General features: G+C 68.9%; 21 protein-coding genes and 1 tRNA gene. 12 read left to right on the forward strand and 10 right to left on the reverse strand.

Annotated elements, in window-relative coordinates; translation table 11 throughout:
* Positions 1 to 22: 22 nt before the first annotated feature.
* The 6 genes from G6O54_RS09160 (at position 23) to G6O54_RS09185 (ending at position 4341) form a co-directional block, all read left to right on the forward strand.
* A complete protein-coding gene (locus G6O54_RS09160) occupies positions 23 to 679 on the forward strand; it encodes a DUF1264 domain-containing protein (protein WP_165223572.1) in 657 nt (218 codons plus the stop codon).
* 128 nt (positions 680 to 807) lie between these two features.
* Positions 808 to 878 (forward strand) — tRNA-Cys (locus tag G6O54_RS09165).
* A 102-nt stretch (positions 879 to 980) separates the two neighbouring features.
* Entirely contained in the window at positions 981 to 1250 is a 270-nt protein-coding gene (locus tag G6O54_RS09170; protein ID WP_165223575.1) for a hypothetical protein, read from the forward strand.
* Positions 1251 to 1399: 149 nt separating this feature from the next.
* Positions 1400 to 2062: a class I SAM-dependent methyltransferase gene (locus tag G6O54_RS09175; RefSeq protein WP_165223578.1), complete on the forward strand. Its 663-nt coding sequence runs from the start codon at positions 1400 to 1402 to the stop codon at positions 2060 to 2062.
* Between the two features lie 34 nt (positions 2063 to 2096).
* Positions 2097 to 2993 carry an NUDIX hydrolase gene (locus tag G6O54_RS09180; protein ID WP_165223581.1) on the forward strand — a complete coding sequence of 299 codons (897 nt, stop codon included), beginning with the start codon at positions 2097 to 2099 and terminating at the stop codon, positions 2991 to 2993.
* A gap of 52 nt (positions 2994 to 3045) precedes the next feature.
* On the forward strand, positions 3046 to 4341 hold the full coding sequence (locus G6O54_RS09185; protein WP_165223583.1) for a glycoside hydrolase family 99 protein: 1296 nt from the start codon (positions 3046 to 3048) through the stop codon (positions 4339 to 4341).
* Between the two features lie 36 nt (positions 4342 to 4377).
* Here G6O54_RS09185 and G6O54_RS09190 read toward each other — a convergent pair whose 3' ends face one another.
* Positions 4378 to 5673: a lactonase family protein gene (locus G6O54_RS09190; protein WP_165223585.1), complete on the reverse strand. Its 1296-nt coding sequence runs from the start codon at positions 5671 to 5673 to the stop codon at positions 4378 to 4380.
* Positions 5674 to 5867: 194 nt separating this feature from the next.
* Here G6O54_RS09190 and G6O54_RS09195 point away from each other — a divergent pair, with 194 nt between their 5' ends.
* A complete protein-coding gene (locus G6O54_RS09195) occupies positions 5868 to 7682 on the forward strand; it encodes an alpha/beta hydrolase (RefSeq protein WP_165223589.1) in 1815 nt (604 codons plus the stop codon).
* A 29-nt stretch (positions 7683 to 7711) separates the two neighbouring features.
* On the opposite strand, the gene G6O54_RS09200 is transcribed toward G6O54_RS09195, so the two are convergent.
* Both G6O54_RS09200 and G6O54_RS09205 read right to left on the reverse strand, forming a co-directional pair.
* Positions 7712 to 8983 (reverse strand): M48 family metallopeptidase, encoded by a 1272-nt coding sequence (locus tag G6O54_RS09200; RefSeq protein WP_165223608.1) that lies wholly within the window; start codon positions 8981 to 8983, stop codon positions 7712 to 7714.
* Positions 8984 to 9196: 213 nt separating this feature from the next.
* Entirely contained in the window at positions 9197 to 9715 is a 519-nt protein-coding gene (locus G6O54_RS09205; protein WP_165223612.1) for a hypothetical protein, read from the reverse strand.
* 370 nt (positions 9716 to 10085) lie between these two features.
* Between G6O54_RS09205 and G6O54_RS09210 the strand changes: the two genes are divergently transcribed.
* The 3 genes from G6O54_RS09210 (at position 10086) to clpB (ending at position 15905) form a co-directional block, all read left to right on the forward strand.
* Positions 10086 to 10490 (forward strand): BlaI/MecI/CopY family transcriptional regulator, encoded by a 405-nt coding sequence (locus G6O54_RS09210; RefSeq protein WP_165223616.1) that lies wholly within the window; start codon positions 10086 to 10088, stop codon positions 10488 to 10490.
* A gap of 619 nt (positions 10491 to 11109) precedes the next feature.
* Positions 11110 to 13038 carry a molecular chaperone DnaK gene (dnaK, locus tag G6O54_RS09215; RefSeq protein ID WP_165223637.1) on the forward strand — a complete coding sequence of 643 codons (1929 nt, stop codon included), beginning with the start codon at positions 11110 to 11112 and terminating at the stop codon, positions 13036 to 13038.
* A gap of 218 nt (positions 13039 to 13256) precedes the next feature.
* On the forward strand, positions 13257 to 15905 hold the full coding sequence (gene clpB / locus G6O54_RS09220) for an ATP-dependent chaperone ClpB (RefSeq protein WP_165223640.1): 2649 nt from the start codon (positions 13257 to 13259) through the stop codon (positions 15903 to 15905).
* A 100-nt stretch (positions 15906 to 16005) separates the two neighbouring features.
* On the opposite strand, the gene G6O54_RS09225 is transcribed toward clpB, so the two are convergent.
* The 5 genes from G6O54_RS09225 to G6O54_RS09245 form a co-directional block, all read right to left on the reverse strand.
* Positions 16006 to 16545: a hypothetical protein gene (locus G6O54_RS09225; RefSeq protein ID WP_165223643.1), complete on the reverse strand. Its 540-nt coding sequence runs from the start codon at positions 16543 to 16545 to the stop codon at positions 16006 to 16008.
* Positions 16546 to 16759: 214 nt separating this feature from the next.
* Positions 16760 to 17539, reverse strand: a complete 780-nt coding sequence (locus G6O54_RS09230) for a lipase family alpha/beta hydrolase (RefSeq protein WP_165223646.1) — start codon at positions 17537 to 17539, stop codon at positions 16760 to 16762.
* A gap of 132 nt (positions 17540 to 17671) precedes the next feature.
* The gene (locus G6O54_RS09235; protein WP_165223649.1) at positions 17672 to 18841 is read right to left on the reverse strand and encodes a glycosyltransferase family 4 protein; all 1170 of its coding nucleotides are present in this window, start codon (positions 18839 to 18841) and stop codon (positions 17672 to 17674) included.
* Between the two features lie 31 nt (positions 18842 to 18872).
* Complete coding sequence (locus tag G6O54_RS09240; protein WP_165223652.1) at positions 18873 to 19142, reverse strand: hypothetical protein; 270 nt, start codon at positions 19140 to 19142, stop codon at positions 18873 to 18875.
* A 91-nt stretch (positions 19143 to 19233) separates the two neighbouring features.
* Positions 19234 to 20574: a hypothetical protein gene (locus G6O54_RS09245; protein ID WP_165223655.1), complete on the reverse strand. Its 1341-nt coding sequence runs from the start codon at positions 20572 to 20574 to the stop codon at positions 19234 to 19236.
* 318 nt (positions 20575 to 20892) lie between these two features.
* Between G6O54_RS09245 and G6O54_RS09250 the strand changes: the two genes are divergently transcribed.
* Both G6O54_RS09250 and G6O54_RS09255 read left to right on the forward strand, forming a co-directional pair.
* On the forward strand, positions 20893 to 21174 hold the full coding sequence (locus G6O54_RS09250) for a hypothetical protein (protein WP_165223658.1): 282 nt from the start codon (positions 20893 to 20895) through the stop codon (positions 21172 to 21174).
* Positions 21175 to 21226: 52 nt separating this feature from the next.
* Positions 21227 to 22060 carry a TatD family hydrolase gene (locus G6O54_RS09255; RefSeq protein WP_165223661.1) on the forward strand — a complete coding sequence of 278 codons (834 nt, stop codon included), beginning with the start codon at positions 21227 to 21229 and terminating at the stop codon, positions 22058 to 22060.
* Between the two features lie 58 nt (positions 22061 to 22118).
* On the opposite strand, the gene G6O54_RS09260 is transcribed toward G6O54_RS09255, so the two are convergent.
* On the reverse strand, positions 22119 to 22328 hold the full coding sequence (locus G6O54_RS09260) for a hypothetical protein (protein WP_165223664.1): 210 nt from the start codon (positions 22326 to 22328) through the stop codon (positions 22119 to 22121).
* A gap of 80 nt (positions 22329 to 22408) precedes the next feature.
* Positions 22409 to 23452 carry a DUF1559 domain-containing protein gene (locus G6O54_RS09265; protein WP_165223745.1) on the reverse strand — a complete coding sequence of 348 codons (1044 nt, stop codon included), beginning with the start codon at positions 23450 to 23452 and terminating at the stop codon, positions 22409 to 22411.
* Between the last annotated feature and the right edge of the window lie 483 nt (positions 23453 to 23935).

The following is a 23935-nucleotide window of genomic DNA, read 5'->3' on the forward strand; positions in this document are numbered from 1 at the left end:
CATCGACGAAGAGGTGGACCGCATGCGCAGCATTCTTAGGGCAATCTCTCGCACCCACGCCGGGTTCCTCCTGATCGGGCTGGTGGGCTTTCTGGCCGGGGTCTTCACCGCCCAGGGCGTCGGCCGGGCGTTCGCGAACGGGCAGGAGGGGGGGCATGAGAAGGGGAAGGCCGGCTGGTCCGACGTGAAGGCGCCGGTCCAGGAGGTCCTGCACTGCCCCCTGGCCTTCGCCGGCGTCCATCTGGAGAAGGCCGAGCCGACCAACGCCCAGGTCGCCTATCACTTCTGCAAGCCGCTCAACGACGACCTGAGCCAGTGCCTCCTGTACGACGGCACCGGCCCGGACGCGAAGCTGATCGGCGTGGAATACCTCGTCAGCGGCGCGACCTACGACGCGATGCCGGCCGAGGAGAAGGCCAACTGGCACGATCATCGCTTCGAGGTGGATTCGGGCCTGCTACGCAGCCTGATCCAGAAGGGGGATGAAGAGAAGCAGACGCTGGCCAAGGTGCGGACGCTCTACGGCAAGATCACCCACACCTGGTCCCGGGGCAAGGCCTACCCGGAGGGCCCGCCGCGACTCTTCTGGGCGGTCACCGGCGAGGCCCCGTTCCTGGCCCCGGCCGCGAGCTCCCTCCCCGCCGCGATGAGGCCGGCCGGTGCCTCGAAGTCGCCCTGAGCGTCCGCCGGCTCCGTCGCCGGGGATGCAACCCGCCGCCAAGTCTGCTTGCCCTGCCCGGTCCCTCACGCTAGGATGGGCCTATCTTGCCCAGGTACGCGGACGCCGACGGCCCTCCGCAACCCTGTGGCGCCGTAGCCAAGTGGTAAGGCAGAGGTCTGCAAAACCTCCATCCCGAGTTCGAATCTCGGCGGCGCCTCTCACCGTTCGGGGACGTTCAGCATCCCGTCTGGATTGTCCTGATCCGCCGGGATCTGTGCCGGATCGCCGGAAATGGCCCCGGCACTCGAAGCCGGAAGCCATGGCGACGACGACAGAGAATGCGTCCGTAATCCGACCACCTGCCCCGGATCTGCCGGAATGCCGTTTCCCCTCGTGGAAGGTCGTCGGGAAGGTCCTGGCCTTCCTGGTCCTTTCCGTGTCGTGGGTGTACAGGTGGGGACGCCTCAACCGGATTATACCCCAGCCCTGGCGGTCGATCCTGGGCCTGGTCGTCCTGGCAGCGATCGTCTCCACCCTCGTCCTGGTTCCGAAGCTTGCCACCTCGCGTCGAGTCCGGCACGACGTCTGACGCGGCCGGTCGTGACCATTCCCGGGCTCGTTCCCGACGAGTTGACAGGAGCTTAGGGATGCCCGTAAGCTTGTACAGCCATCGGATTCCGCGGATGGATCGATGCAGGTGCTTTCCCTGAAGACCATCGCAGAGCAACGGCATACATCATGAACGATGCAGAGTCGCGGGCCCTCGAGTCGGGCGGGACCAGCTCTACCGCAATCTATCGCATGGCCGTCCGGACGTTGAAGGAGTTCGGGCCCACCGGCGGCCTGCTCGTTGACGTCGGCTGCGGCAAGGCCCAACTCTGGCCCCACCTCGCGGACAGCTTCTCGGACTACATCGGAGCGGACGTCATCCGCTACCAGGGCTATCCCGACGCGCTGAAGTTCGTGAAGGTGGACCTCGACACCGGGGGAGTTCCGCTCCCTGCGGGGCACGCCGACACGGTCGCCTCGATTGAGACCATCGAACATCTGGAGAACCCGCGGGCCTTCTTCCGAGAGCTCGTACGGCTTGTCAGGCCGGGTGGGGTCGTGCTGGTCACGACGCCGAATCAGCTCAGCCTCGTCAGCCTCCTCTGCCTGCTGGGGCGGCACCACTACCGGTTCTTCAAGGAAGGGCCGGGGCTCTATCCCGCCCACATCACGGCCCTCCTGGAGCTCGACCTCATCCGGATCGCCCAGGAATGCGGGCTTGGTGACGTGAAAATCTACTATTCCAACGCGATCCAGATTCCACGCACGGTGCGCCGACTCCCGCGATTCTTCCGCGGCCGATGGTTCAGCGACAACCTTGCGATCATCGGACGCAAGCCGCCGTCGGCCTGAGCGGATGGTGCAGCGAACCTTCGAGGCATTTCGGATGGCCCACGCGACATCGCCCCCACCCCCCCCATTCTTCACCCTCACCTACCATCGCGACGTCAAGTGGGCGACCGGCTGCCTCCGGGCGGCGCGCACTTACCTTCGCGATGCCTTCGAATTCTTCCTGATGGAAGACGGGACCCTGACGGCCGACGACAAGGCGAGGCTGCGAGAGGAACTGGAGGGGGTACGTTTCCTTGAGCGGGAAGAACTCGATGACCGAGTCAGCCCTGCGCTCCGGGGCAAGCCCCACTGTCAGGCGTACCGGGCCAGGTTCGGGCAGGCGCTGAAATTGATCGACGTCGGCCTCCTGGCGGGCGGTCCGTTCGCCCAGTGCGACAGCGACATCCTGTTCATCCGCCCGACGGAGGGCATGGATCGTCGCGGGCTGGACGAGGGTATCGTTTCGATGCAGGATACCAACTCGGCCTACTCCGTCAGCTATCGCAACCGCCACTTTGGCGGTGGCCGGATTCGCCTGCCTCTGTCCTTCAACTCCGGCTTCATGTTCGTCGGCAAAGGGGCCTTCGATCTCGACTTCATCGAGTGGTTCCTGGGGCATGACATCTATCAGGCCACGGCCTGGGTCATCGAGCAGACGGCCTGGGCCGCCCTCGCGGGGCGCCACGGGGCACGCTACTTTGCTCCGGATCAGGTCGCATTTCCCCTGTTCAACCGCCCGTACAACCCGGCCCGCTGCGCGGTCCTCCACTTCGCCGGCCGGGCTCGCGTCCGGCTCGATGACCCCGATTTCCTCGAACAGATGAGGCGAGACGCGCTTCCCTATCAGGAGAGCGTCACTCGGCTCGAGACGATTCCGGTGACCAATGCGGGGCCCTGGCGTGACCTCTACGGCCGTATCTCTCGACGGCTCACCTCCCGCAACGAACTCTGAAAGCCGACGGGAAGCTCATCCCGGTCCTGCCCTCCTCGGAGTCCCTCCCGCCGTGCTGCCTCGCGCTCGATACTCCCGCGGGATGGTCCTCGAATGGCGGCTGGTGCTCCCGCTCCTCGCGGCTTCGGCCATGGCCCAACGACCCGAGCCGCAGACGACCTACGGATCCGTCGATGCCTCGACGATCGACGGCAAGGTCCTCTGCGGATACCAGGCCTGGTTCCGCTGCCCCGGCGATCGGGACGGCCGCGGCTGGTATCACTGGAGCCGCGACGGCCGGCGGATCGCGCCGGAGACGCTCACCTTCGAGATGTGGCCCGACATGGCCGCGTATGGCGAGGGCGAGCGCTACCCGGCCCCGGGCTTCACCCTGCCGGACGGCTCGCCCGCCACGCTCTTCAGCTCCGCGAATCCGACGACGATCCTCCGCCACTTCCGCTGGATGGCCGAGCACGAGATCGACGGCGCCCTGGTGCAGCACTTCCTGGTCGGCCTGCCCGGCGGCCCGATCGCGGAGCTCTACCCGACACGCCGGAAGGTCCTCGAGGAGATCGCCGGGGCGGCCGGCGCCACGGGGCGAACCTGGGCCATCGCGTACGACATCGCGGGGATGCCGCCGGAGACGATCTATGATGTGCTCACGTCCGACTGGAAGCGGTCGGTCGATTCGGGCCTCGTCGGCGGGCCGCGGTATCTCCGCCAGGACGGGAAGCCCGTCGTCCAGGTCTGGGGCTTCTACCGCAAGAGCCCGTCGAACCCCATGACCCCGGAACTGGCCCATCGGATCGTGGACTTCTTCAAGGTGGAGTGTCGGGGCAAGTACGCGGCCTACCTCATCGGCGGCGGCGACTGGGACTGGCGGCGGGACGAGGAGCAGCGGAAGGTCGTCCACCGGTTCGACGCCTACTCGCCCTGGAACGTGGGCAACTGGCGGCGGGACGAGAAGGGGGAGGCCCATGCCTCGACCGGCTGGTGGGACGAGGACCGCCGCGACTGCGAAGGCCACGGCGTCCGCTGGCTGCCGGTGGTCTACCCCGGCTTCGGCTGGGACAACCTCACGAGGAAGCCCCCGGGCACCTCGACGATCCCCCGCCGCCGAGGTGCCTTCTACTGGGAGCAGTTCCGCGACCTCCGCCGGCTGGGCGTCCGGTCGGTCGTCGTGGCGATGTTCGACGAGGTGGACGAGGGGACGGCGATCTTCAAGGTGACGAGCACGCCGCCCACGCAGGCCCATTTCCTGACCTTCGAGGGGCTGCCCTCGGACTGGTATCTGCGGCTCACCCGCGAGGGCGCGAGGCTCCTCCGCGGCGACCGCCCCGATAGCGAGGCGATCCCGATCCAGCCGTGAGAGGCCATCGTCGTTCCCGCTTGACTCGCGGCCCGGTCAACGGGCCGCGGGAGTCCCGCGTTTCGCGCCCCGATCCATGTCGAGAAAGGCGATGGCCGATGGGTTGCCGACCGGGACGTAGTGGCCGGTGAAGTCCAGGCCGCCGGTCCCGGGCCGGACCCTGAAGACGGCGACGTTGTCGCCCCGCTGGTTGCAGCAGTAGAGGAACCTGCCGGACGGGTCGATCGTGAAGCTCCGCGGGTAGCTGCCGCGGGTCCATTCCTCGCCGACGTAGTTCAGCATCCCCGCGGCGCCGATGGAGAAGATCGCGATGCTGTCGTGCAGCCGGTTGCCCACGTAGAGGAACTTGCCGTCGGCCGAGGCGACGATCCCGGAGCAGAAGTTGCTGCCGGCGAATTTGGGGGGGAGCGTGGAGATCGTCTGCCTGGGGGTCAGCCGGCCGGTCAGGATGTCGAACTCGAGGAGGACGACATTCGAGCCTTCTTCCTGGACGCAGTAGAGCCATGGGCTGGTTGGATGGAACTGGAAATGACGCGGGCCGTCCCCGGCCGGCAGGGCGATCGACGGCCGCTCCGCCGACGAGAGCGTCCCCTTCCGGTCGTCGAACGTCCAGACGAAGATCCGGTCGAGGCCGAGGTCGGTGTGGATCACGAAGCGTCCGGTGGGATCCGCCTGGATCATATGGGCATGCGTGCGGTCGTGGCCGCTGATGGCGAAGCTCCCCGGCGGGGCGTTCGCGGCCTTGCGGGGGCCGATCTCGCCGGCGTCCGTTTTCACGTCGGTCGCCTCGCCGAGCCGGCCGTCGTCCAGGATCGGGAGCACGGCGACCGACCCGCCGAAGTAGTTGGCCACCAGGACGAACTTGCCGGAGGGGTGGATGCTCACGAAGGTCGGCCCGGCGCCCCCCGAGCGGACGCCGTTGAGCATGCGGAGCGAGCCGTCGGCCGGTTCGATAGCGAAGGCGGAGACGGTCCCCTGCTTCGGCTCTCCCACGCGATCGGTCTCGTTGGCCGAGTAGAGACGCGTGCCGGCCGCGTTCAAGGCCAGGCAACTCGGGCTGGTGCCCAGCTCGAGGACGGAGGTTGGCGCCAGGGCGCCGGTCTCGCGATCGACGCGGAAGACGTGGATGCCGCGGCCGTTGCCCGGCGGCAGGTCCACCTGGGTGGGGAGGACGTCGCGGAGCGGCGAGCTGAACGTGCCGACGTAGGCGTACAGCGGCGGGCTCTGGTCGGGCGGCTCGGCCCGGAGCGGCCGGTCGGAAAGGTGTGCGGCGGCGGCCAGCGCGGCCCCGTTCCGGAGGAAAGAGCGGCGGGATCGGTCATGGGGTCTCATCGTGCGGGGTGCCTCGTCGGATCGGGGGGCGGGGGCGAATCCGCAGCGGAGCCGCCCGGGGCAGGTGGGGCCTGGCGTCTTGGCGGCCCGCGCGCGATTCTTCACCATCGCGGAGCGGGCCGTCAAGCCGTCGACGGCGAAGTGACGCGATCCGCGGCCCGATTGCTGCGGCGTGATCCGAAGAGGAGGACGCGATGCGACGTTCGTGGATCGTAGCGTGGGCGGCCCTGATCGGGGGCGGGACGATCGCGGCCCGGGCCGGCGATGTCTCCCCCGTCGTCCTGGACGTCTGGCCGGGGAAGGTCCCCGGCGATCACGCGTCGATCGGCCCCGAACGGACGCGGACCGCCGCCGACGCCCCGACTCCGGACGCCCGCTGGATCACGAACGTGACCCGGCCGACGATCTCCGTCTTCCGGCCCGAGCCCGGCAAGAACACCCGGGTCGCGATCATCGTCTGCCCGGGGGGCGGCTACTGGAACCTGGCGTGGGACAAGGAAGGCGAGGAGGTCGCGGAGTGGCTCCGATCCGCCGGGATCACGGGGATCGTCCTGAAATACCGCGTCCCGCGGCGGCCGGGCGAGCCCGAGGCCCTGCCGGCGCCCGGGCCGCTGCACGACGCGCAGCGTGCGATCAGCCTGGTGCGGAGTCGCGCCGGGGAGTGGGGGATCGACCCGGATCGGATCGGCATCGTCGGGTTCTCGGCCGGGGGGCACCTCGCGATCGCGACCGCGACCTCGTTCGATCGCCGCTCGTATGAGCCGGTCGACGAGCTGGACAAGGCGAGCTGCCGCCCCGACTTCGCCATCGCGGCCTACCCCGGCTACCTGCTGGCGCGGCGAGACGGCGACGAGCTTGCCCCGTACCTCCGGATTCCGAAGGGGACCTGCCCGATCTTCCTGGTCCATGCCACCGACGACGCCGAGCCGGGGGCCCAGCCGGAACAGAGCCTGTTCTTCTACCGGGCCCTTCGCCGCGCGGGCGTCCCCGTCGAGCTGCACGTCTACGGCCAGGGAGGGCACGGCTTCGGCGTCCGCAAGACCGGCCTGCCGGTCGCGACCTGGACGGACCGATGCCTGGACTGGCTGGCGCAGCGGGGGATCCTCAAGGCGCGGATGCCCGCCACGCCCGACGCCGGCCTCGAGACGCTGCCCGAGGGCGACCGCGGCATCGCCGCGAGGCATCGCGGCGACGTGGGGATCGAGTCCGATCCCGGCGTGCTCTTCCGCGACGACTTCGAGTCGGGCGGGCCCGGGGCGAGGTGGGACATGGCCTACCACAAGCCCAACCTTCGGATCACCACGGAGCCCGCGGACGCCTGCCACGGGGCGAGGGCGCTGGAGATGACCGTGCCGCGGCAGCCGGGCGAGGTGAGCAACGAGCTCGTGAAGCGATTCGAGGCGGGGCGGGACGTCCTCTTCCTCCGCTACTACGCGAAGTTCGACCCGGGCTTCGACGCGGTGGGATCGAGCCACAACGGGGCGATCCTGTCGGCGGTCGGCCCGGCGCTGCCCTACGCCACGCCGGGCGTGCGGGCCGACGGCCGCAACAAGTTTCTGGCCAGCCTCGAGGACTGGCGGGGCGAGCCCGAGACGAGGTCGCCCGGGCCGCTCAACGTGTACTGCTACCATCCCGCCCAGCGCGACGTCTGGGGAGACCATTTCTTCCCGACCGGTGTCGTGCTGCCGAACACCTCGATCCCCGGCGACTTCGGCCCGTCGTTCGTCCCCCGGCCCGACGTGACGCCGGAGCTCGGGCGATGGTATTGCTATGAGCTCATGCTCCGGGCCAATTCCCCGGGCCGTCGCGACGGCCGGATCGCCGCCTGGCTGGACGGCAAGCTCGTCGCGGATTTCCCCGGCCTGCGGCTCCGGGACGACGAGCGGCTGAAGATCAACCACGCGACGATCGTCCTGCACATCAAGGCCAGTCCGTCGCGGTCGAATCGGAAGTGGTATGACGACGTCGTGATCGCAACATCCTACATCGGCCCGCGGGTCGACCCCTGAGGGGAGGGTTCGGCCTGGCCGTCGGCCCTTCACGACCCTGCGCGGTGGAAGACGGTCGGCTCGACGGCCGGTCCGCCGAAGAGGCGGTTGTGGAGCATCTGCTCGAAGATCTCGAGATCGCCGAGGAGCGTGGTCGCGGGCTGGGCGTCTCCGTTGGCGGAGACGAGGTCGGGATAGGACTGGACGCGGGCGAGCCGGTCGGGCAGGGGGGGATGGGTGGCGTCGTGGGCGATGTCGTCGTGCGTCAGGATCTGGAGCCGCATCGCCGAGAGCGTCTCCGGCGGGAGCCGGAACCAGAAGGCCCGGAAGAAGGCGTAGAGGTTGGGGTACTCGGGATGGTTCGGGTCGTAGCAGTCGAGGACCTCGCGGAAGAGGGGCTGGACCAGGGCGACCTTGACGAGGGCGGAGGCCGCGGTGCTCCCCCCCGCGATGAGCGCGGCGGATCGGTCGGCGCGGTCTTCCTGGCCCCGGGCCACGGGCTCGATCAGCCAGGAGGCCTCGCGGAGGCAGAACCGCGCCCAGGCCGCGAGCGGGCCTCGGGACCGGCCGCCGTCCTGCTCGAGGGCGAGCCGCAGCCCCTCGACGAATCGGGCCGAGCGGGCCGCGCCGGTGGCGTCGCCCCGGGCGAGGTGGGCCAGCTCGTGGCCGAGCACGGCGCGGAGCTCCGCCTGGGTGAGGACCCGCAGCAGGGGGAGGCCGACGAGGAGGGCCCGCGACCGTCCCCAGGCGACGACGCCGCAGCATGGGAGGTAGGTCAGCCTGACCTGGCCGGGCGGCCGGACCCCCAGGCGACGGGCGACGGCGTCGATCGAGGTGAACAGCAGGGGGGCGTCGACGCGCCCCAGGACCGGCCCGAGGTCCGAGTCCGGATCCCGGGTCGCCACGGAGAACCAGGTCCCGCCCATGATCCGCACGATGTCCGCCCAGCCCGAGATCTCATTGCGGAGCCATCCGCCCAGGACGGGGAAGATGCCGCCGACGGCGAGCATGGCCATCGTGCCGGTCGCCGTGACCGTCCAGTACAGGTGCTCCAGGACGCGGAGGATCATCGCCCTCCAACGCAGCGAGACGGGGCCGACGGTCGCCCGGCCGGGGCCGTCGTCGTCGACGAGGGGAGGGCCCGCGCCGTGGGCACGGCCGTCGCCGCCATCATGCCTCGCGCGGGTGGCGCGAAACCGGGCCCGGCAGCCCGGGCAGGCGAGGATGAAGACGCCGTCGCGGTCCTCGTGGAGCAGCTCGAGGTCCGCCGCACAGTCCGGACAATGGAGGGCAGGCGTGGCCTCGACGCTGGCTCGACCCATCGACCGCCTCCGCGCCCTGTGCATGGTGGAAGACCACGAAGGCCCGCCGGACGGCAGGGCCCTCTCGCGGCCATCCCGTGCGAGGGGATCGAGCGGAGAAGGTCCCCGAAGTCATTCGTCGGCGAGGCCCGCACCCGACATCATCGAAGCCGCCGGCCGTCGCCGTCAAGAGGGCATGCAGGCGGCCGGCCGGCTTCGCGACCGGGGACGCGGTCAGGGCTTGCCGACGGCCTTGTCCGTCGCGCCCTTGACCTTGTCGCCGGCCTCCTTGAGCTTCTCGCCGACCTTCTCGAAGGCGTTGCTGGCCGAGTCCTTGATCCCCTTGGCGGCCTCGCCCGTCTTCTCCTTGAGATCCTTGGCGGTCTCGACGGTCTTCTCCTTCACGTCCTTGAGCTTCTCGCCGGCCTTGTCCACGGCCTTGCCGACGGCCGGACCGGCCTCGCCGATCTTCTCGCCGGTCTTCTGGATCACCGCGCCGGTCTTCTCGCCGACCTTGTCGATCGCGGCGCCGGCCGTGGCCGCCGCCCCTTCGGCCTTGCCGCCCGCGCCGGCGTCCTTGATCTTGTCGCCCAGGTGCTTCGAGCCGGACTCGAGCCCCTTGCCGGCGCTCTCGATCTTGTCGCCCGTCGCCTTCACGCCGGACTCCACCTGCTCGCCGCTGCATCCCCAGGTCGTGACCGCCAGCGGGAGGCCCAGGGCCAGACCCAGCCCCCATCGAACTTGTCGCTTCATTGTTCTCTCCTTGCTCGTCGTTCGAGCGTGCGACCGCCGGGCGACTCCCTCGACTTCCGTCCTCGACCGATGCCCGGCCCGGAGCCGTCCGACAGGGATCAGCTCCGCCGAGCGAGACCTCCAGGTCATTCGCACCGGTCCTCGAATTATAGGACTTTTTCTGCCGGCCACACCCCCCCGGCCGGCCATACCTGCATGGCCCGCACGCTCGACCGCGGCGAATTCCGGATAGGCCATTGACCTTGTGAGACAACTGTCTTAGGATACGCTTTGACGTGGGTAAAGCTTGCCCACGGTCCGACTCCCGCCGCCCACCGAATCCGATCCGACGCGATTTCGATCCCCCTGTCCAAAGCCGAGAAGACCTCCGATGGCCAAGCGTCCTCCAACGATCCCCGACTCCGAGCTGGACGTCCTTAAAGTCCTGTGGGACAAGGGGCAGGCCACCGTCCGCGAGGCGCTCGAGACGCTTCGGGCGGCCGGCCGCCAGTGGTCCTACGCCACGGTCGCGACGCTCCTCGATCGGCTCGAGACCAAGGGCCTGATCACCAGCGACCGGAGCGACCTCGCCTTCGTCTATCGCCCGGCAATCTCCTCGCAGGAGGTCCGCCAGAAGCGGCTGACCAACCTGGTGGACAAGCTCTATGAGGGCGAGCCCGGCCTCCTGGTCCTCCACCTGCTGAAGTCTCATCCGCTCGAGCCCGCCCAGGCCAACGAGGTCCGCGCGGTGCTCGACCAGATGGCCGTGAGCCCGACCAAGAAGAAGACCCGTTGATCCGTAGCCCGTTCGCGGACCGGGCGTCTCCCCGGCGCCGCCGGCCCGAGGTTGGATTCCGCCTGTCGATGCGGACAGGCCAGCGAGGGTGAGCCCACGCATACGACCCCGTCGCTCTTCCGCGCCCGTCGCGCGGCGGTCCCCTTCCCCCAGCGGACTGTCGGGGCGATGACGGGTACGGGTGAGGGCCCCATCGCCGCAGGGCTCAGCGGTAGGTTCCAGCCGCTTCCCGGGCGCGATATGATCGCCGTCCGACTCCCACCGGCTGAGGAGCAGAGATTGCGTTGATGTCATTTTGGCAGACACCCGGGAGGAGTCTCGGGGGTGCTGTCAATGTGGCAGTTGCTCGGGATCTTGTCGGACGGGCTCCGGTCCGGACGGGTATCCTCAAGTGATTTGAGGATCATAATTTACAGGAAATCACTGGGTGCGAGCGGCGAGTGGCATAGGGGTTGCTCTCCGTACGTTGCACGGTTGGGTTGCGGTTGTCGAGACTTGTTCGGGTAGCAGTCGTGGCTCCCGGCCCGCGGAGATCCGACAGGCGAGGGGGACCCGGGCCGTGGGGCGTGCCCCCGCGACTCCGTTCATCACCGCTCAACGTTGAGAAAGGAGACTGGTCGTGGCGGAAGGCGAGAAGATCATTGGCATCGACCTGGGGACCACCAACAGCGTGGTCGCGGTGATGGAAGGTGGCGACGTGACGGTGATCCCGAACCAGGAGGGGAGCCGGCTGACCCCCTCCGTGGTCGCGTTCACGTCGAAGGGTGAGATCCTGGTGGGCGATCCCGCCAAGCGGCAGGCGATCACCAATCCCGGCGGGACGGTCTACTCGATCAAGCGATTCATGGGTCGCCGGCATGACGAGGTCCGCGGCGAGGAGAAGATGGTGCCTTACCAGGTCGTTGGCGGGGCCAGCGACTTCGTGAAGGTCCAGGTCGGCGGCAAGGACTACACGCCGCCGGAGGTCTCCGCGCTGATCCTCCGCAAGCTCAAGGAGGCGGCGGAGAGCTACCTGGGGCACAAGGTCCGCAAGGCCGTGATCACGGTCCCGGCGTACTTCAACGACAGCCAGCGCCAGGCCACCAAGGACGCCGGCCAGATCGCCGGCCTGGAGGTCGCGCGGATCATCAACGAGCCGACGGCGGCCGCGCTCGCCTACGGGCTCGAGAAGAAGAAGAACGAGAAGATCGCGGTCTTCGACCTGGGCGGCGGGACGTTCGACATCTCGATCCTGGACGTCGCCGACGGCGTCTTCGAGGTCCTCTCCACCAACGGCGACACCCACCTGGGCGGCGACGACTGGGACGAGGCCCTCATCAACTACATCGCCGACGAGTTCAAGAAGGAGCAGTCGATCGACCTGCGGAAGGACCAGATGGCCCTCCAGCGCCTCAAGGAGGCCGCGGAGAAGGCCAAGAAGGACCTCTCGTTCCAGGCCCAGGCGGATATCAACCTGCCGTTCATCACGGCGGACGCCTCCGGCCCCAAGCACCTGACGATGACCATCACCCGGGCCCAGTTCGAGAAGCTGACCGACGGCCTCTTCGAGCGCTGCCGCGGGCCGGTCCTGAAGGCCCTCGACGATGCCAAGCTGAAGCCCAACCAGATCGACGAGGTCGTGATGGTCGGCGGCTCCACGCGGATGCCCCGCGTCAACCAGATCGTCAAGGACATCTTCGGCAAGGACCCGCACAAGGGGGTCAACCCGGACGAGGTCGTCGCCATCGGCGCGGCCATCCAGGGGGCGGTCCTCACCGGCGACGTCAAGGAAGTCCTGCTGCTGGACGTCACCCCGCTGTCGCTGGGCCTCGAGACGAAGGGGGGCGTGATGACCGTCCTGGTCCCCCGCAACACCACGATCCCGACCGAGAAGAAGGAGACCTTCACGACCGCCGAGGACAACCAGACCGCGGTGACGATCAAGGTCTACCAGGGCGAGCGGCCGATGGCCGGCGACAACCGGTCCCTCGGCGACTTCAACCTCGAAGGCATCCCGCCGGCTCGGATGGGCGTGCCCCAGATCGAGGTCACCTTCAACATCGACGCCAACGGCATCCTCAACGTCACGGCCCGGGACAAGGGGACCGGCAAGGAGCAGACGATCAAGATCGAGTCCTCCGGCGGCCTCTCCAAGGACGAGATCGAGCGGATGAAGCGCGACGCCGAGTCCCACGCCGGCGACGACAAGCGGAAGCGCGAGCTCGTCGAGGCCCGGAACACGGCCGAGCAGCGGGTCTACCAGCTCGAGAAGCTCCTCGAGGAGAACAAGGACAAGCTCGGCGACTCCGACAAGGCGGCCCTGAAGGCGGCGATGGACAAGGTGAACGAGGTCAAGAAGGGGGAGGACGCGGCGGCCATCAACCAGGCCGTCGATGAGCTCCAGCGGGCCAGCCAGGCCATGGCGGAGCACCTCTACGCCTCGTCCGCCGCGCCCGGCGCCGGCCCGGGAGGGGCGGCCGGTGGCCCCGGCCACGGCCCCGCCGAGGCGCCCAACGGCGGCGCCCGGCCGGACGACGTCATCGACGTCGAGTTCGAGGAGAAGAAGTGATCGCCTGAGGGCAAACGGGCGGCCGTCCCCCCGGGCGGCCGTCCCCTCCGCCGTCGACCGCCTCGACCGATCTCAACCCACGGACAGGTTCCTCCTCCGAGCGAGGGCCTGTCCGGTTCCTTGTCGCCCGTCTCTTCAGATCAGGAACATCCGGACCTCGCCCCGCGTCCCACATCCGATCGCCGCGGGGCGTCCCGCTCGGGGAAAGGCTGAGAACCATGGCATTCAAATTCGATCGACTCACCCTCAAGAGCCAGGAGGCCGTGCAGGCCGCCCAGTCGCTGGCCAGGGACCGCGGCCACCAGCGGATCGAGCCGATGCACCTGCTGGCGACCCTCCTCGATCCCGACCAGTCGGTGATCCGGGCGCTGCTCGCGCAGCTCGGCGTCAATCCCGCCCAGGTCCTCAAGGCCGCGGAGGAGGGGCTGGGCGCGCTCCCCCGGGTCACCGGCGGGGAGCAGTCCCTCGGCCCCGAGCTGGCCGCGGCCCTCGACGCCGCCCAGGCCGAGGCCGATCGGATGAAGGACCAGTACGTCTCGGTCGAGCACCTCCTCCTGGGCATCCTCAAGACCCGGAGCAAGGCGCACCAGCTCCTCGACGCCCTCGGCGTCACCGAGAAGGACGTCCTCCAGGCCCTCCAGAAGGTCCGCGGCGGGCAGGCCGTCACCGACCAGAACCCCGACGACAAGTACCAGGCCCTGGAGAAGTACGGCCGCGACCTCGTCGAGCTGGCGCGGAAGAGCAAGATGGATCCCGTCATCGGCCGCGACGCGGAGATCCGGCGGGTCATCCAGGTCCTCTCCCGGCGGACCAAGAACAACCCGGTCCTGATCGGCGAGCCGGGCGTCGGCAAGACGGCCATCGCCGAGGGCCTGGCGCAGCGGATCGTCTCCGGCGACGTCCCCGAGACGCTCCAGAACCGCAAGCTCATCGCCCTGGACATGGGCGCCCTCATCGCCGGCACCAAGTTCCGCGGCGAGTTCGAGGAGCGGCTCAAGGCCGTCCTCAAGGACGTCACCCAGTCCGAGGGGCGGATCATCCTCTTCATCGACGAGCTCCATCTCGTCGTGGGCGCGGGCAAGGCCGACGGGGCGATGGACGCCGCCAATTTGCTCAAGCCGGCCCTGGCCCGGGGCGAGCTCCGCTGCATCGGCGCCACCACGCTCGACGAGTACCGCGAGCACATCGAGAAGGACCCGGCCCTGGAGCGGCGGTTCCAGCCGATCTTCGTCGGCGAGCCGTCGATCGACGACACGATCGCCATCCTCCGCGGCATCAAGGAGCGGTACGAGGTCCACCACAAGGTGAAGATCAAGGACTCCGCCCTGGTCTCCGCCGCCAAGCTCTCGTCCCGCTACATCACCGACCGCTTCCTGCCCGACAAGGCCATCGACCTGGTCGACGAGGCGGCGAGCCGCCTCTCCATGGAGCTCCAGTCGGTCCCGACCGAGATCGACGTCCTCCAGCGCCGGCTGCTCCAGCTCCAGCTCGCCCAGCGGATGCTCCGGGAGGAGACCGAGGCCCACGCCGTGGAGCGGCTGGCCGAGGTCGAGGAGGATATCGCCCAGGTCGAGAAGCAGCTCCAGGACCTCCGCCGCCAGTGGGAGATGGAGAAATCCGGGCTCGGCGACGTCCAGAAGCTCCGCGAGCGGCTGGCGGAGACCCAGGCCGGCCTCAAGCGAGGGATGGACAACCTCCACGCCATGCAGCAGCGCGGCGAGCGGCCCGACGAGCGCCAGTATCAGGAGCTCGCCCGGCTCGACGCCGAGCGGCAGGACCTCGAGAAGAAGATCGCCCACGCCGAGGCCCAGGGGGACGGCCAGCCCAAGGAGGCCCGCCGGCTGCTCAAGAAGGAGGTCGACTCGGAGGAGATCGCCGAGGTCGTCAGCCAGTGGACCGGCGTCCCCGTGGCCCGGATGCTCACCACCGAGCGCGAGAAGCTCCTCAAGCTGGAGGACCAGATCCATCTCCGGATGGTCGACCAGAAGGACGCGGTCCACGCCGTGGCCGACGCCGTCCGCCGCAGCCGGGCCGGCCTCCAGGATCCGAACCGGCCGATCGGCTCGTTCCTCTTCCTGGGCCCCACCGGCGTCGGCAAGACCGAGCTGGCCAAGGCGCTGGCCGAGTTCCTCTTCGACACCGAGACCGCCATGGTCCGGATCGACATGAGCGAGTACGGCGAGCGACACAACGTCGCCCGGCTGATCGGCGCGCCGCCGGGCTACGTCGGCTACGAAGAGGGGGGCCGGCTCACCGAGGCGGTCCGCAGGCGGCCCTACACGGTGATCCTCCTCGACGAGATCGAGAAGGCCCACCGCGACGTCTTCAACGTCCTGCTCCAGGTCCTCGACGACGGCCGCCTGACCGACGGCCAGGGTCGCACGGTCGACTTCCGCAACGCCGTGGTCATCATGACGTCCAACCTGGGGAGCCAGGTCATCGCCGACCTTTCCGGGACCGGCGATGAGGCCACGATGCGGAAGGAGGTCCAGAACCTGCTCCGCGGCGCCTTCCTGCCGGAGTTCCTCAACCGGATCGACGAGACGATCATCTTCCACCCGCTGGGCCGGGCGGAGATCGAGCAGATCGTCGGGATCCAGCTCAGGCGGCTGGAGCACCAGCTCACGGAAGCCCAGTTGAGCCTGAAGGTCAGCGCGGAAGCCAAGAAGCGGCTGGCCGAGGAGGGCTTCGACCCGGCCTATGGTGCCCGGCCGCTCAAGCGCGTGATCCAGCAGCGGCTGGCGAATCCCCTCGCCACGGCGCTCCTGGAGCAGAAAGTCACCCCCGGAGACGTGGTCGAGATCGGGTGGGACGGCAAGGACTTTACCTTCCACCCGACCAGGGCCGAGGCCCCGGCGACGTCCTGAGCCGACCGTTCCAGGGGGCGGGTCGGAGCGGAACGAAAGCCCGCCCCCTTACGCTTGCGTCGTCGCGAAAACGGCCGGCATCCGCCCTGCTTCGATCCGATCAGAACGGCAGGGGCGGCGGCCCGGATGCCGACTTCGCGGTCGAACTCCGGCGGGAGCGGATCGGCGACTTCGATGCGGCCGCTTTCGAGGAACCGGAGGTGGGGAGCGGAGGGGGACCACCCAGCGAGACGGCGGGAGACGTCCCCGACGCGGTGGTTCGCCTGGCGGCGGCCGTCCCGGCCGGTCGGCTTGCCGCCGCCGCGCCGGTCGCGGCGCGACGGCGATTCGGGTTGTAGGCGCCCCGGGCCATGTAGGCGGGGGTCTCGCCGGCGGCGTTGCTTCGGAGCAGGGGATAGCTGGGTGGCTGGTGCCCCGCCATGTCCATCCGGCCGTAAGGATCCGCCGAGGAGCTGCGGGCCGCACTGCTCGGGGGAGCGATCGCCGAGCCCCCCTTGAGCTTCGACCGGGCTTCCTTCCGCTGACTCTCGATCTCGGCGCTCATGTCGAGGATCGAGCCGGTGACCTGGGCGCGAGCCGCGCGATTGACGGTCGTGGAGGCCGCGATCACCACCAGCATTAAGATGAGGTGCCGTTTCATGTCCGCTCCCGTTCCGCCGGACTGAAATCCAGTCGGGCTCACCGTGATCGAAGACAAGGCCGCGCGCAGGAGCGCCGCTTCAGGCTCCGGGCCAGGCTAGACTCCTTCATGATCCGTTCTCGTGCCGGATCCTTCAAGTCCTTCCCGCTCGTTCCGTTCCGAGGACGCATCCCCGGCGTGGACAATTCGCGACGCCCTCCGCGGGGTCGACGACTCAGGCCACCCGCGGATCGGCGGCAAAGCCCAGCGATGCAAGTTGATTGAGGATGCGGGCGTAGAGATCCGGGATCGGAGGACAGGTCGATTCCGGCGCGGGGGTCATCCAGTTCATCTGTCGCAGGTGGTCGGCGGGCCAGGCGGGCAGGGGGGAACCGAACGCCTCCGCCGATTGGGCCGAGACGAGGCCGTCGTTGGGCCCTTCCAGCTCCTGGAGGATGTCATGGAATCGGTGCAGGGGCCAGGTTACCTCTCCATCCGGCGGAATCCCGGCCACGCTGTGGCAGGGGAGGTCGGCCGGCGCCTCGTGCCGGCGATGGAATCGTCGGGCGGAGAGGCGGGTGATGTCGAGGAATCCGCGGGGATCCAGCCCCATCCGCTCGAGCAGCCGGTACACCCGCCCGACGCGGAGCTTGGCGAAATCCGCCAGGTGAGTCCCCAGGTGGGGCGTCCCGACCGTCGTCAGGCTCAGGACCCGGGATCGCCAGTGGGGCTCCTCGATCATCAGCCTGGCGTCGAGCCCCCCCATGCTGTGGCCGATGATGTGGAACGGCCCCTCGGGGAGTGCGGTGCGGATCCGGTAGCCGAGCCGCTGGGCGCGGAATTCCACGCCCGCGATGGGGTGGACTCGCGTCACGATCACCCGGTTCCCGGCGGCGCGGAGGGCGTCCGGGATGCCCCGGAAGTAGGTGGTGAGCGTGAGCGGACCGAGACCGATCCGGGAGAACCCGAAGAGGCCATGGGCCAGAACGATCGGCGCGCCGAGCCGTGGGATCATCGCGAGTGCACGGTAGGAGGCAGGAAGGGGCGGCGGACCATCGGCGCCTGGCCCGTGGGACCAACCTGGTGCGTCGACGGTGTGCTGTCCCTTGAAATCCGCGGAATTATACACCATGAACCGAGCCGCGGCTCACGCCGACGCCGGCCACCGGCCGGCGATCATGTCACGGTAGAGGGCTTCATACCGATCGACGACCACGCCGAGCGCGTACCGAGACTCGATCTCCGAGCGGGCGGCGAGGCCCATCCGCCTCGAGCCTTCCGGGTCCGAGAGGACCTCGACGAGCGCCTCCGCCCAGGCGTGGGGCGACGGCTCGGCGACGAGCCGGCCGGTGCGGCCGTCGGCGATCAGGTCCACGTTGCCGCCGATCCCGGAGGCGATGCAGGGGAGGCCCGTGGCCATCGCCTCCAGGAGGGAGTTGCTCATCCCCTCGGCCACGCTCGGCAGCACGAAGACGTCGGCCGCCCGGAGATAGTCGGCGGGATCCGCGACCGGGCCGGCCAACTGGACGCGCCCGGAGAGGCCGAGCTCCTCGGCCAGGCGCCGCAGGGCTTCCCGGTCCTCGCCGGGCCCCAGGAGGATCAGGCTGCCGGCGGTCCGTCGACTGGCCTCCGCCCACGCCTCCAGGAGCATCGGGAGGTTCTTCTGAGGATGCAGCCTGCCGGTGAACAGGACCCGAGGGCGAGGGAGCAGGCCCGCCTCGACGGCGCTCTCGCCGGCCCGGAAGTGATCGGCGTCCACGCCGCTCGCCGTCCGGACGAGATGCCCGGGCGGCACGCCGATCTCTCGCCACTGCCGCTCGATCTCCGCGGAGATGGCCGCGAACGCCGTGTTGCGGAGGATCAGGCGGCGGAGGAGCCCCGCCCCCCGGGTCCTCCTCAGCTCATCGGCCTCGCCGTAGTATCCCGCGCTGGCCGGCTGGACGAGCGTGGGGAGGCCGGGCAGGCGGACGCGACCAAGGCCCGTGGCCACGGCTTCCCAGAGGCCCTGATGGGTATGCACCAGGTCGATCTCGCCCCGGAGCCGTGTCAGGGCCCGGATCACCCCCCGGACGAAGCTGATCGCGAAGAGCGGCCCGCGGTCCCAGGTGCGGATCCAGCGGTGAATGTACAGGCCCCGGTATTCCTCATCGTCGATCGGATATCCCGGGACGCTTCGCGTGACGACGTGGACGGTATGCCCGCGGCGGACGAGCTCCGCACCCTGGGCCAGCGCTTGCCGTTCCGCGCCGCTGGCGAAGGGATGGAAATAGCTGACGACCAGGGCGATGCGGAGGGGTTTTTCCACGGTGGGGGACATGAGCCGAGCCCGCCGCCATTCCTCGACTCATTCAGTCCAGCGGCTCGTGGACGTTCCTGAGGTCCTTGAAATGGGGATACCTGCCGAGGATGGCGCAGGCCTTGTGGGCCTCGGACGCGGGGACGAGGATCACGTGGCCGGACTCGAACGGGAGCCCGCCGAAGGCGGGTGCGGCGCCCGTCGCGTCGCTCCGGGCGGCGACGCCGTCCTCGTTGAGGAGGCTGACGACCATGGCGGCCTCGGCCTCGTTGGACACCTCGCAGAGGCGGATCTCGGGGATTTCCTTGTCGGTCTGGTCCATGGCGGCGACTCCTTGCGCGATCCGGGAACCGGGCAGCCGCCGTGAAAAGGAAGAGGCACGCGGCCGCCCAGTTCTGGCTCGTCGTCGGGGATCAACGGGTGATGATCAGGCTCGGGATATCGCGGCCGATATCATCGCTGATCAGCCCGTTGCTGACGGTGATCTCGCTGACGGCGTAGCTCCTGCCGCTGGGCATGGTGACCCGGACCGACCAGTCGCCGTCGGGGACCTTGATCGCGAACCGCCCGTAGGCGTCGCTGTGGCCCTCGCGGTCCTGGTAGGCGTTGGACTTGCTCACCAGCGTGACCCGGACCCCTTCCTCGTACTCATTGTTGCTGCGGGCCTTGACGCGGCCGAAGAGGACGTTGCGTCGTTCCGCGGGGAGGCTCCTCGAGGCCGGGGAGGGGACGTAACGCTGGGATTCGCGACGGACCGTGTTGGAGCCGCCGGCCGGCGGCGCGGCCTCGAGCTCATCGCCATCCGCCGGGGCCACCGGGGCGAGGGTGTCATTGGCGGCACCCGGCGCCGGATTGGTGTTGGTCGGCTTCGTCCCGCCTCCGCCTCCGGCCTGGGGCTTGGCGGTGTTGGCAGGCGTGCTTCCCCCCGCGTTGCCGCCGGCCGGCGGCGTTGGGGTCGTCTTTCCGGCGGAGTCCTGGGGACGGGCGGGGGCCTGCGGCGGCGGCGGCGAGGTGTCGGATCGGCCCTGGGGGGACTTGGCGCTGGTCGGCTGGGCGCCGGCGTCGGTCGCGGGCAATTCGGGCACGTCCGAGCTCATCGGCTCGACTTCCGGCTCGCTCGTCAACGGTGCCCGTCGCTCGACCTGGCCGGTCTTGGGCGTGGTGGGCGTTGCCGGCGAGGCCGCGGGGGTCTTCTCGGCGGGGACGCGGCGAATCGGAGCGGCCGGGGCGACGGTCGTGGCGGCCTGATCGCCGCAGCAGGAGGTCGCGGCCGACGCGGCCAGGTAGCTGCTGGGGACCACCGCCGTATCCACGACGGTCCGCGGGGCATAGACCGTCGGGTAGAAGTAGGTCGTCGGGTAATAGGCGGTCGTCGGGACGTAGTACGCTCGGGTCGTCTCCACGAGCCGTCGGCCGAAGAGCCCCCGCCGACGGAACCGGGTCTCGTAGAAGGTCGGCTCCAGGTAGGTCGTGGGCGTGACGACCGTCGTCGGGGTGACGTAGGCGGTCGGTGTGGTGAACGCGGTCTCGGTCACGTAGGCCGTCGCGTACGTGGTGGGCAGCAGGTAGGACGTGGGGAGCACGTAGGAGCTGGGCGTGACGAAGGACGTGGGCAGGACCACCACGTCGGACGTCGGGATCCAGTCCGCGGTCTCCAGGTAGAGGACGTCATCCCCCCGGGCCGGGCCGCCGGCCATCGCCAGGATGAGGGAGAGGGTCGTGCCTACCGTCAGCCGCGAGACAATCGAACGCATGGCTCGTCTCCATCAAAACGCCCGCGGGACCCCGAAGAAGCCAGCATCATGCCGGGGCTCCGCGACCATCCAGCTTAGCAAATCGTACGGGGGGAACCAAGAATCCGCGCTCGGGGCTTGAGCTTTTCTCCCGCCCGCCAATCGGAGCTGGTCGGGTCCTGCGAGTTATGACGAATGTCCGGTGCATCGATGGCCGGGTGGAAGTGGCGGTCGTCCGATTTGCCTCCTCCGCCGGATTCTGAGAAAATGGCGAAGGAGGGGCTCGGACCCGCCGCGCGCGAGCGCCGGCGGTTGCCCTGCACCCAGGAGGCACCCACGATGACGAACGTCCGCGACGCCCTGGCCGTCCTCGACCGCGATTTCCTGGAGACGCGGTGCAAGATCCTCGAGGTCGCCGCGGCCCTCGATCGGATCGACCGCGCCCCCGCCCACCATCCCGAGCACCCGGATCCGCGCCTCGGCCAGATCCGCCAGGCCCTGGAAGCACTCCTCATGCCGGACGCCGACCGCGCCGAGACGATCCAGCTCATCTTCTCGCGGGAGTATGATCCGAAGTGGATGGAAGCGATGAAGATGGAGGCAGGGGACGAGGTGCGGTGAGTCGGGCAGTACGCCTTCGCCTGATCCCATGGCTTTCGAGAGTTCAGGTAAAATGTCCACCTACATCGACCCCCACATCCACATGGTCTCCCGCACGACGGACGACTACAAGCGCATGGCGCTGGCCGGGTGCGTGATGGTCAGCGAGCCGGCCTTCTGGGCGGGTTTCGACCGCTCCGGCGTGGAGGGGTTCCGGGACTACTTCCGGCAGCTCACCCAGTTCGAGCCGAAGCGGGCGGCGGACCACGGGATCGAGCATCGCTGCTGGCTGTGCATCAACGCCAAGGAGGCGGAGAACGTCTCGCTCTCGCGCGAGGTGATCGCCATGATCCCGGAGTTCCTGGACGCGCCCGGCGTGCTCGGCATCGGCGAGATCGGGCTCAACAAGAACACCCGCAACGAGGCGATCGTCTTCCGCGACCACCTGGACCTGGCCGCGCGTACGGGCGAGCTCGTGCTGGTCCATACGCCCCACCTGGTCGACAAGCACATGGGGACCCGGATGATCCTGGACATGATCCGCGACGACGGCCGGATCCCGCCGGAACGGGTCTGCATCGATCACGTGGAGGAGCACACGATCCGGCCGGCCCTGGAGGCCGGGCACTGGGTGGGGATGACCCTCTACCCGATCACCAAGTGTACGCCCGCCCGCGCCGCCGACATGGTGGAGCAATACGGGCCGGAGCGGATCCTGGTGAATTCCGCCGGCGACTGGGGCCACAGCGACCCGCTCGCCGTGCCGGAGTTCATCTTCGAGATGAAGCGGCGGGGGCACGCCCCGGCGCTCATCCGCCGGATCGTCTTCGAGAACCCCCTGGACTTCTTCGCCCAGTGCCGGCGATCTCGCGCCGGCTCGCTCAGGACGGCCAGGACCGATACCTGAGCGGAGAGGCATGGAGATGAGCAGGCCGGGCCGGCAGGGTGCCGCAATCAAGCCGCGGTTAGTCCGAGATCGGTGAGTTTTGCCTCGATTTCTTCGGCGCATCGACGGCCAGCGGCTTGGGCTCGCGCTTGCGGGAGACCTTGGTCGGTGACGCCGGAGCCGGGGCGGCGGCGACGGGCGCGGCGGCCGGCCTGGCCGGTTGCTCGGAACAGCCGCAAACCCAGGCCAGGACGAGCGGCAGGGCGAGGGGGCGCGGAGAGATTCGCATCGGATTGATACCTCGTCTGGGAAGCGTCCGGGCGCACCGTGCCGGCCGCCCGGGGTGTGGTGTCGGGTTCTCGCGGGGCCTCAGTACTGATCGGCGCTCGTGACCTCGCCGCCGGCACGCGTGCCGAGCCCGCGATAGGTGGGCAGGTTGATCGAATCCTTGATGAACCGCACCGAGCCGTCGGCGAACGCGAAGTTCGCCCCGCCCGGGTGGAGGCTCCGGAAGCCGTATTGGCCGAGGTTCTGGCACGCCTGGACGTTGATCCAGTCGGTCGGATAGACGGCGGAGGCGAAGCAGGCGCTGTAGACGGCCCCCGTGCGATCCGGCTGGGCATTGAGCCGGGGGATGACGAAGGCGCCCGAGGTCGGCATCCCGCTCTTGCCGCTGTAGTCGTCCGCGAAGACGATCGTGATGTTGCCGATCGCGAACGGCGAGGCCGGCTCGTCCTTGAAGCGGCTCATCTCGCCGAAGAGGAACGTGTTGCTCGTCCCGTCGGTGACCGCGGAGATGGCGACCGAAGCCTCGCAACCGAACATGCCGTCGCCGGGGTCGCAGTTGCAGCTCTTGTAATAGGGCGCCGTGGAATCCGGCGGTGCCGAATTCGCCCAGTTATAGCCGATGTTCTCATTCCGGCCCCGGCTCGTGCCGTAGGAGATGTGGACGTAGGGCACGTACCCCGCCGCCACGTCTTCCTGCGTGAAATCCAGGTCCGAGGGGCACGTATAGGCGTTCACCTGCACATTGCTCGATGTCGTGTTGGAGACCGAGACGAAGGGCCGGATCAGGTTATAGGAGTTGAACTGCGCCCCGCTTTCCATGAACGGCATGATCGAGACGAAGGTCGAATGGATCGTCGCGTCGGAGGGATATGCTGAACCGCAGGTCGGGAACTTGAAGTTCATGTTCCCCATGGGGAAGGCCCCGTTCGCCGTTTCATACGTCGAGGCCGCCAGCGCGATCTGCTTGAGGTTGTTGGTGCACTGGATCCGCCGTGCCGCCTCGCGGGCCGACTGCACCGCCGGCAGCAAGAGCGCGATCAGGACCGCGATGATCGCGATCACCACCAGCAGCTCGATCAACGTGAAGCCTCGTCCGTTCGTGGGGCGGGATCGGGAGCGTTTCATGGTGCGTTCCTTTTCGAGGACCTGGTCCCATCGAGGGCATGGGGTTGGTCCCGTGCGAGATCATCACCTCGGTCGACTGGGCCCGCCGCCGAGCCCGCTATCCCCGCGCCGGCCTTGATTCCAGGAAGAGGCGACTCCGGCGCCGCCTGATCCGTGTACGAACGTCGCGGGGACCGTGAAACCGAATTTCTTAGGAGTGTGGACAAGGAAGGAACCAGTCGGCTTTGCGGGAGACGAATTGACCTCGCACGATGGTGGGGAGGGATGATTTCGAGACCCGAATGAGCGATCGAGTGGTGACAGTCAGTGTGTCATCGAATCAGCTCATCCACTCCGATTTTATTAGGCTATCACCCGTCAATCAATAGGGGAGAGACCGCGGGGCGGGGACATCGGTAGCGCGCTGACGACTTGTCTTGAGGGCATCATTGCGCAGATACTCGTAGCCTGGGACGATGCGGCGACACTCATCACCCCGCGCCC

This window comes from Aquisphaera insulae, assembly GCF_011064615.1.
Taxonomy (GTDB): domain Bacteria; phylum Planctomycetota; class Planctomycetia; order Isosphaerales; family Isosphaeraceae; genus Aquisphaera; species Aquisphaera insulae.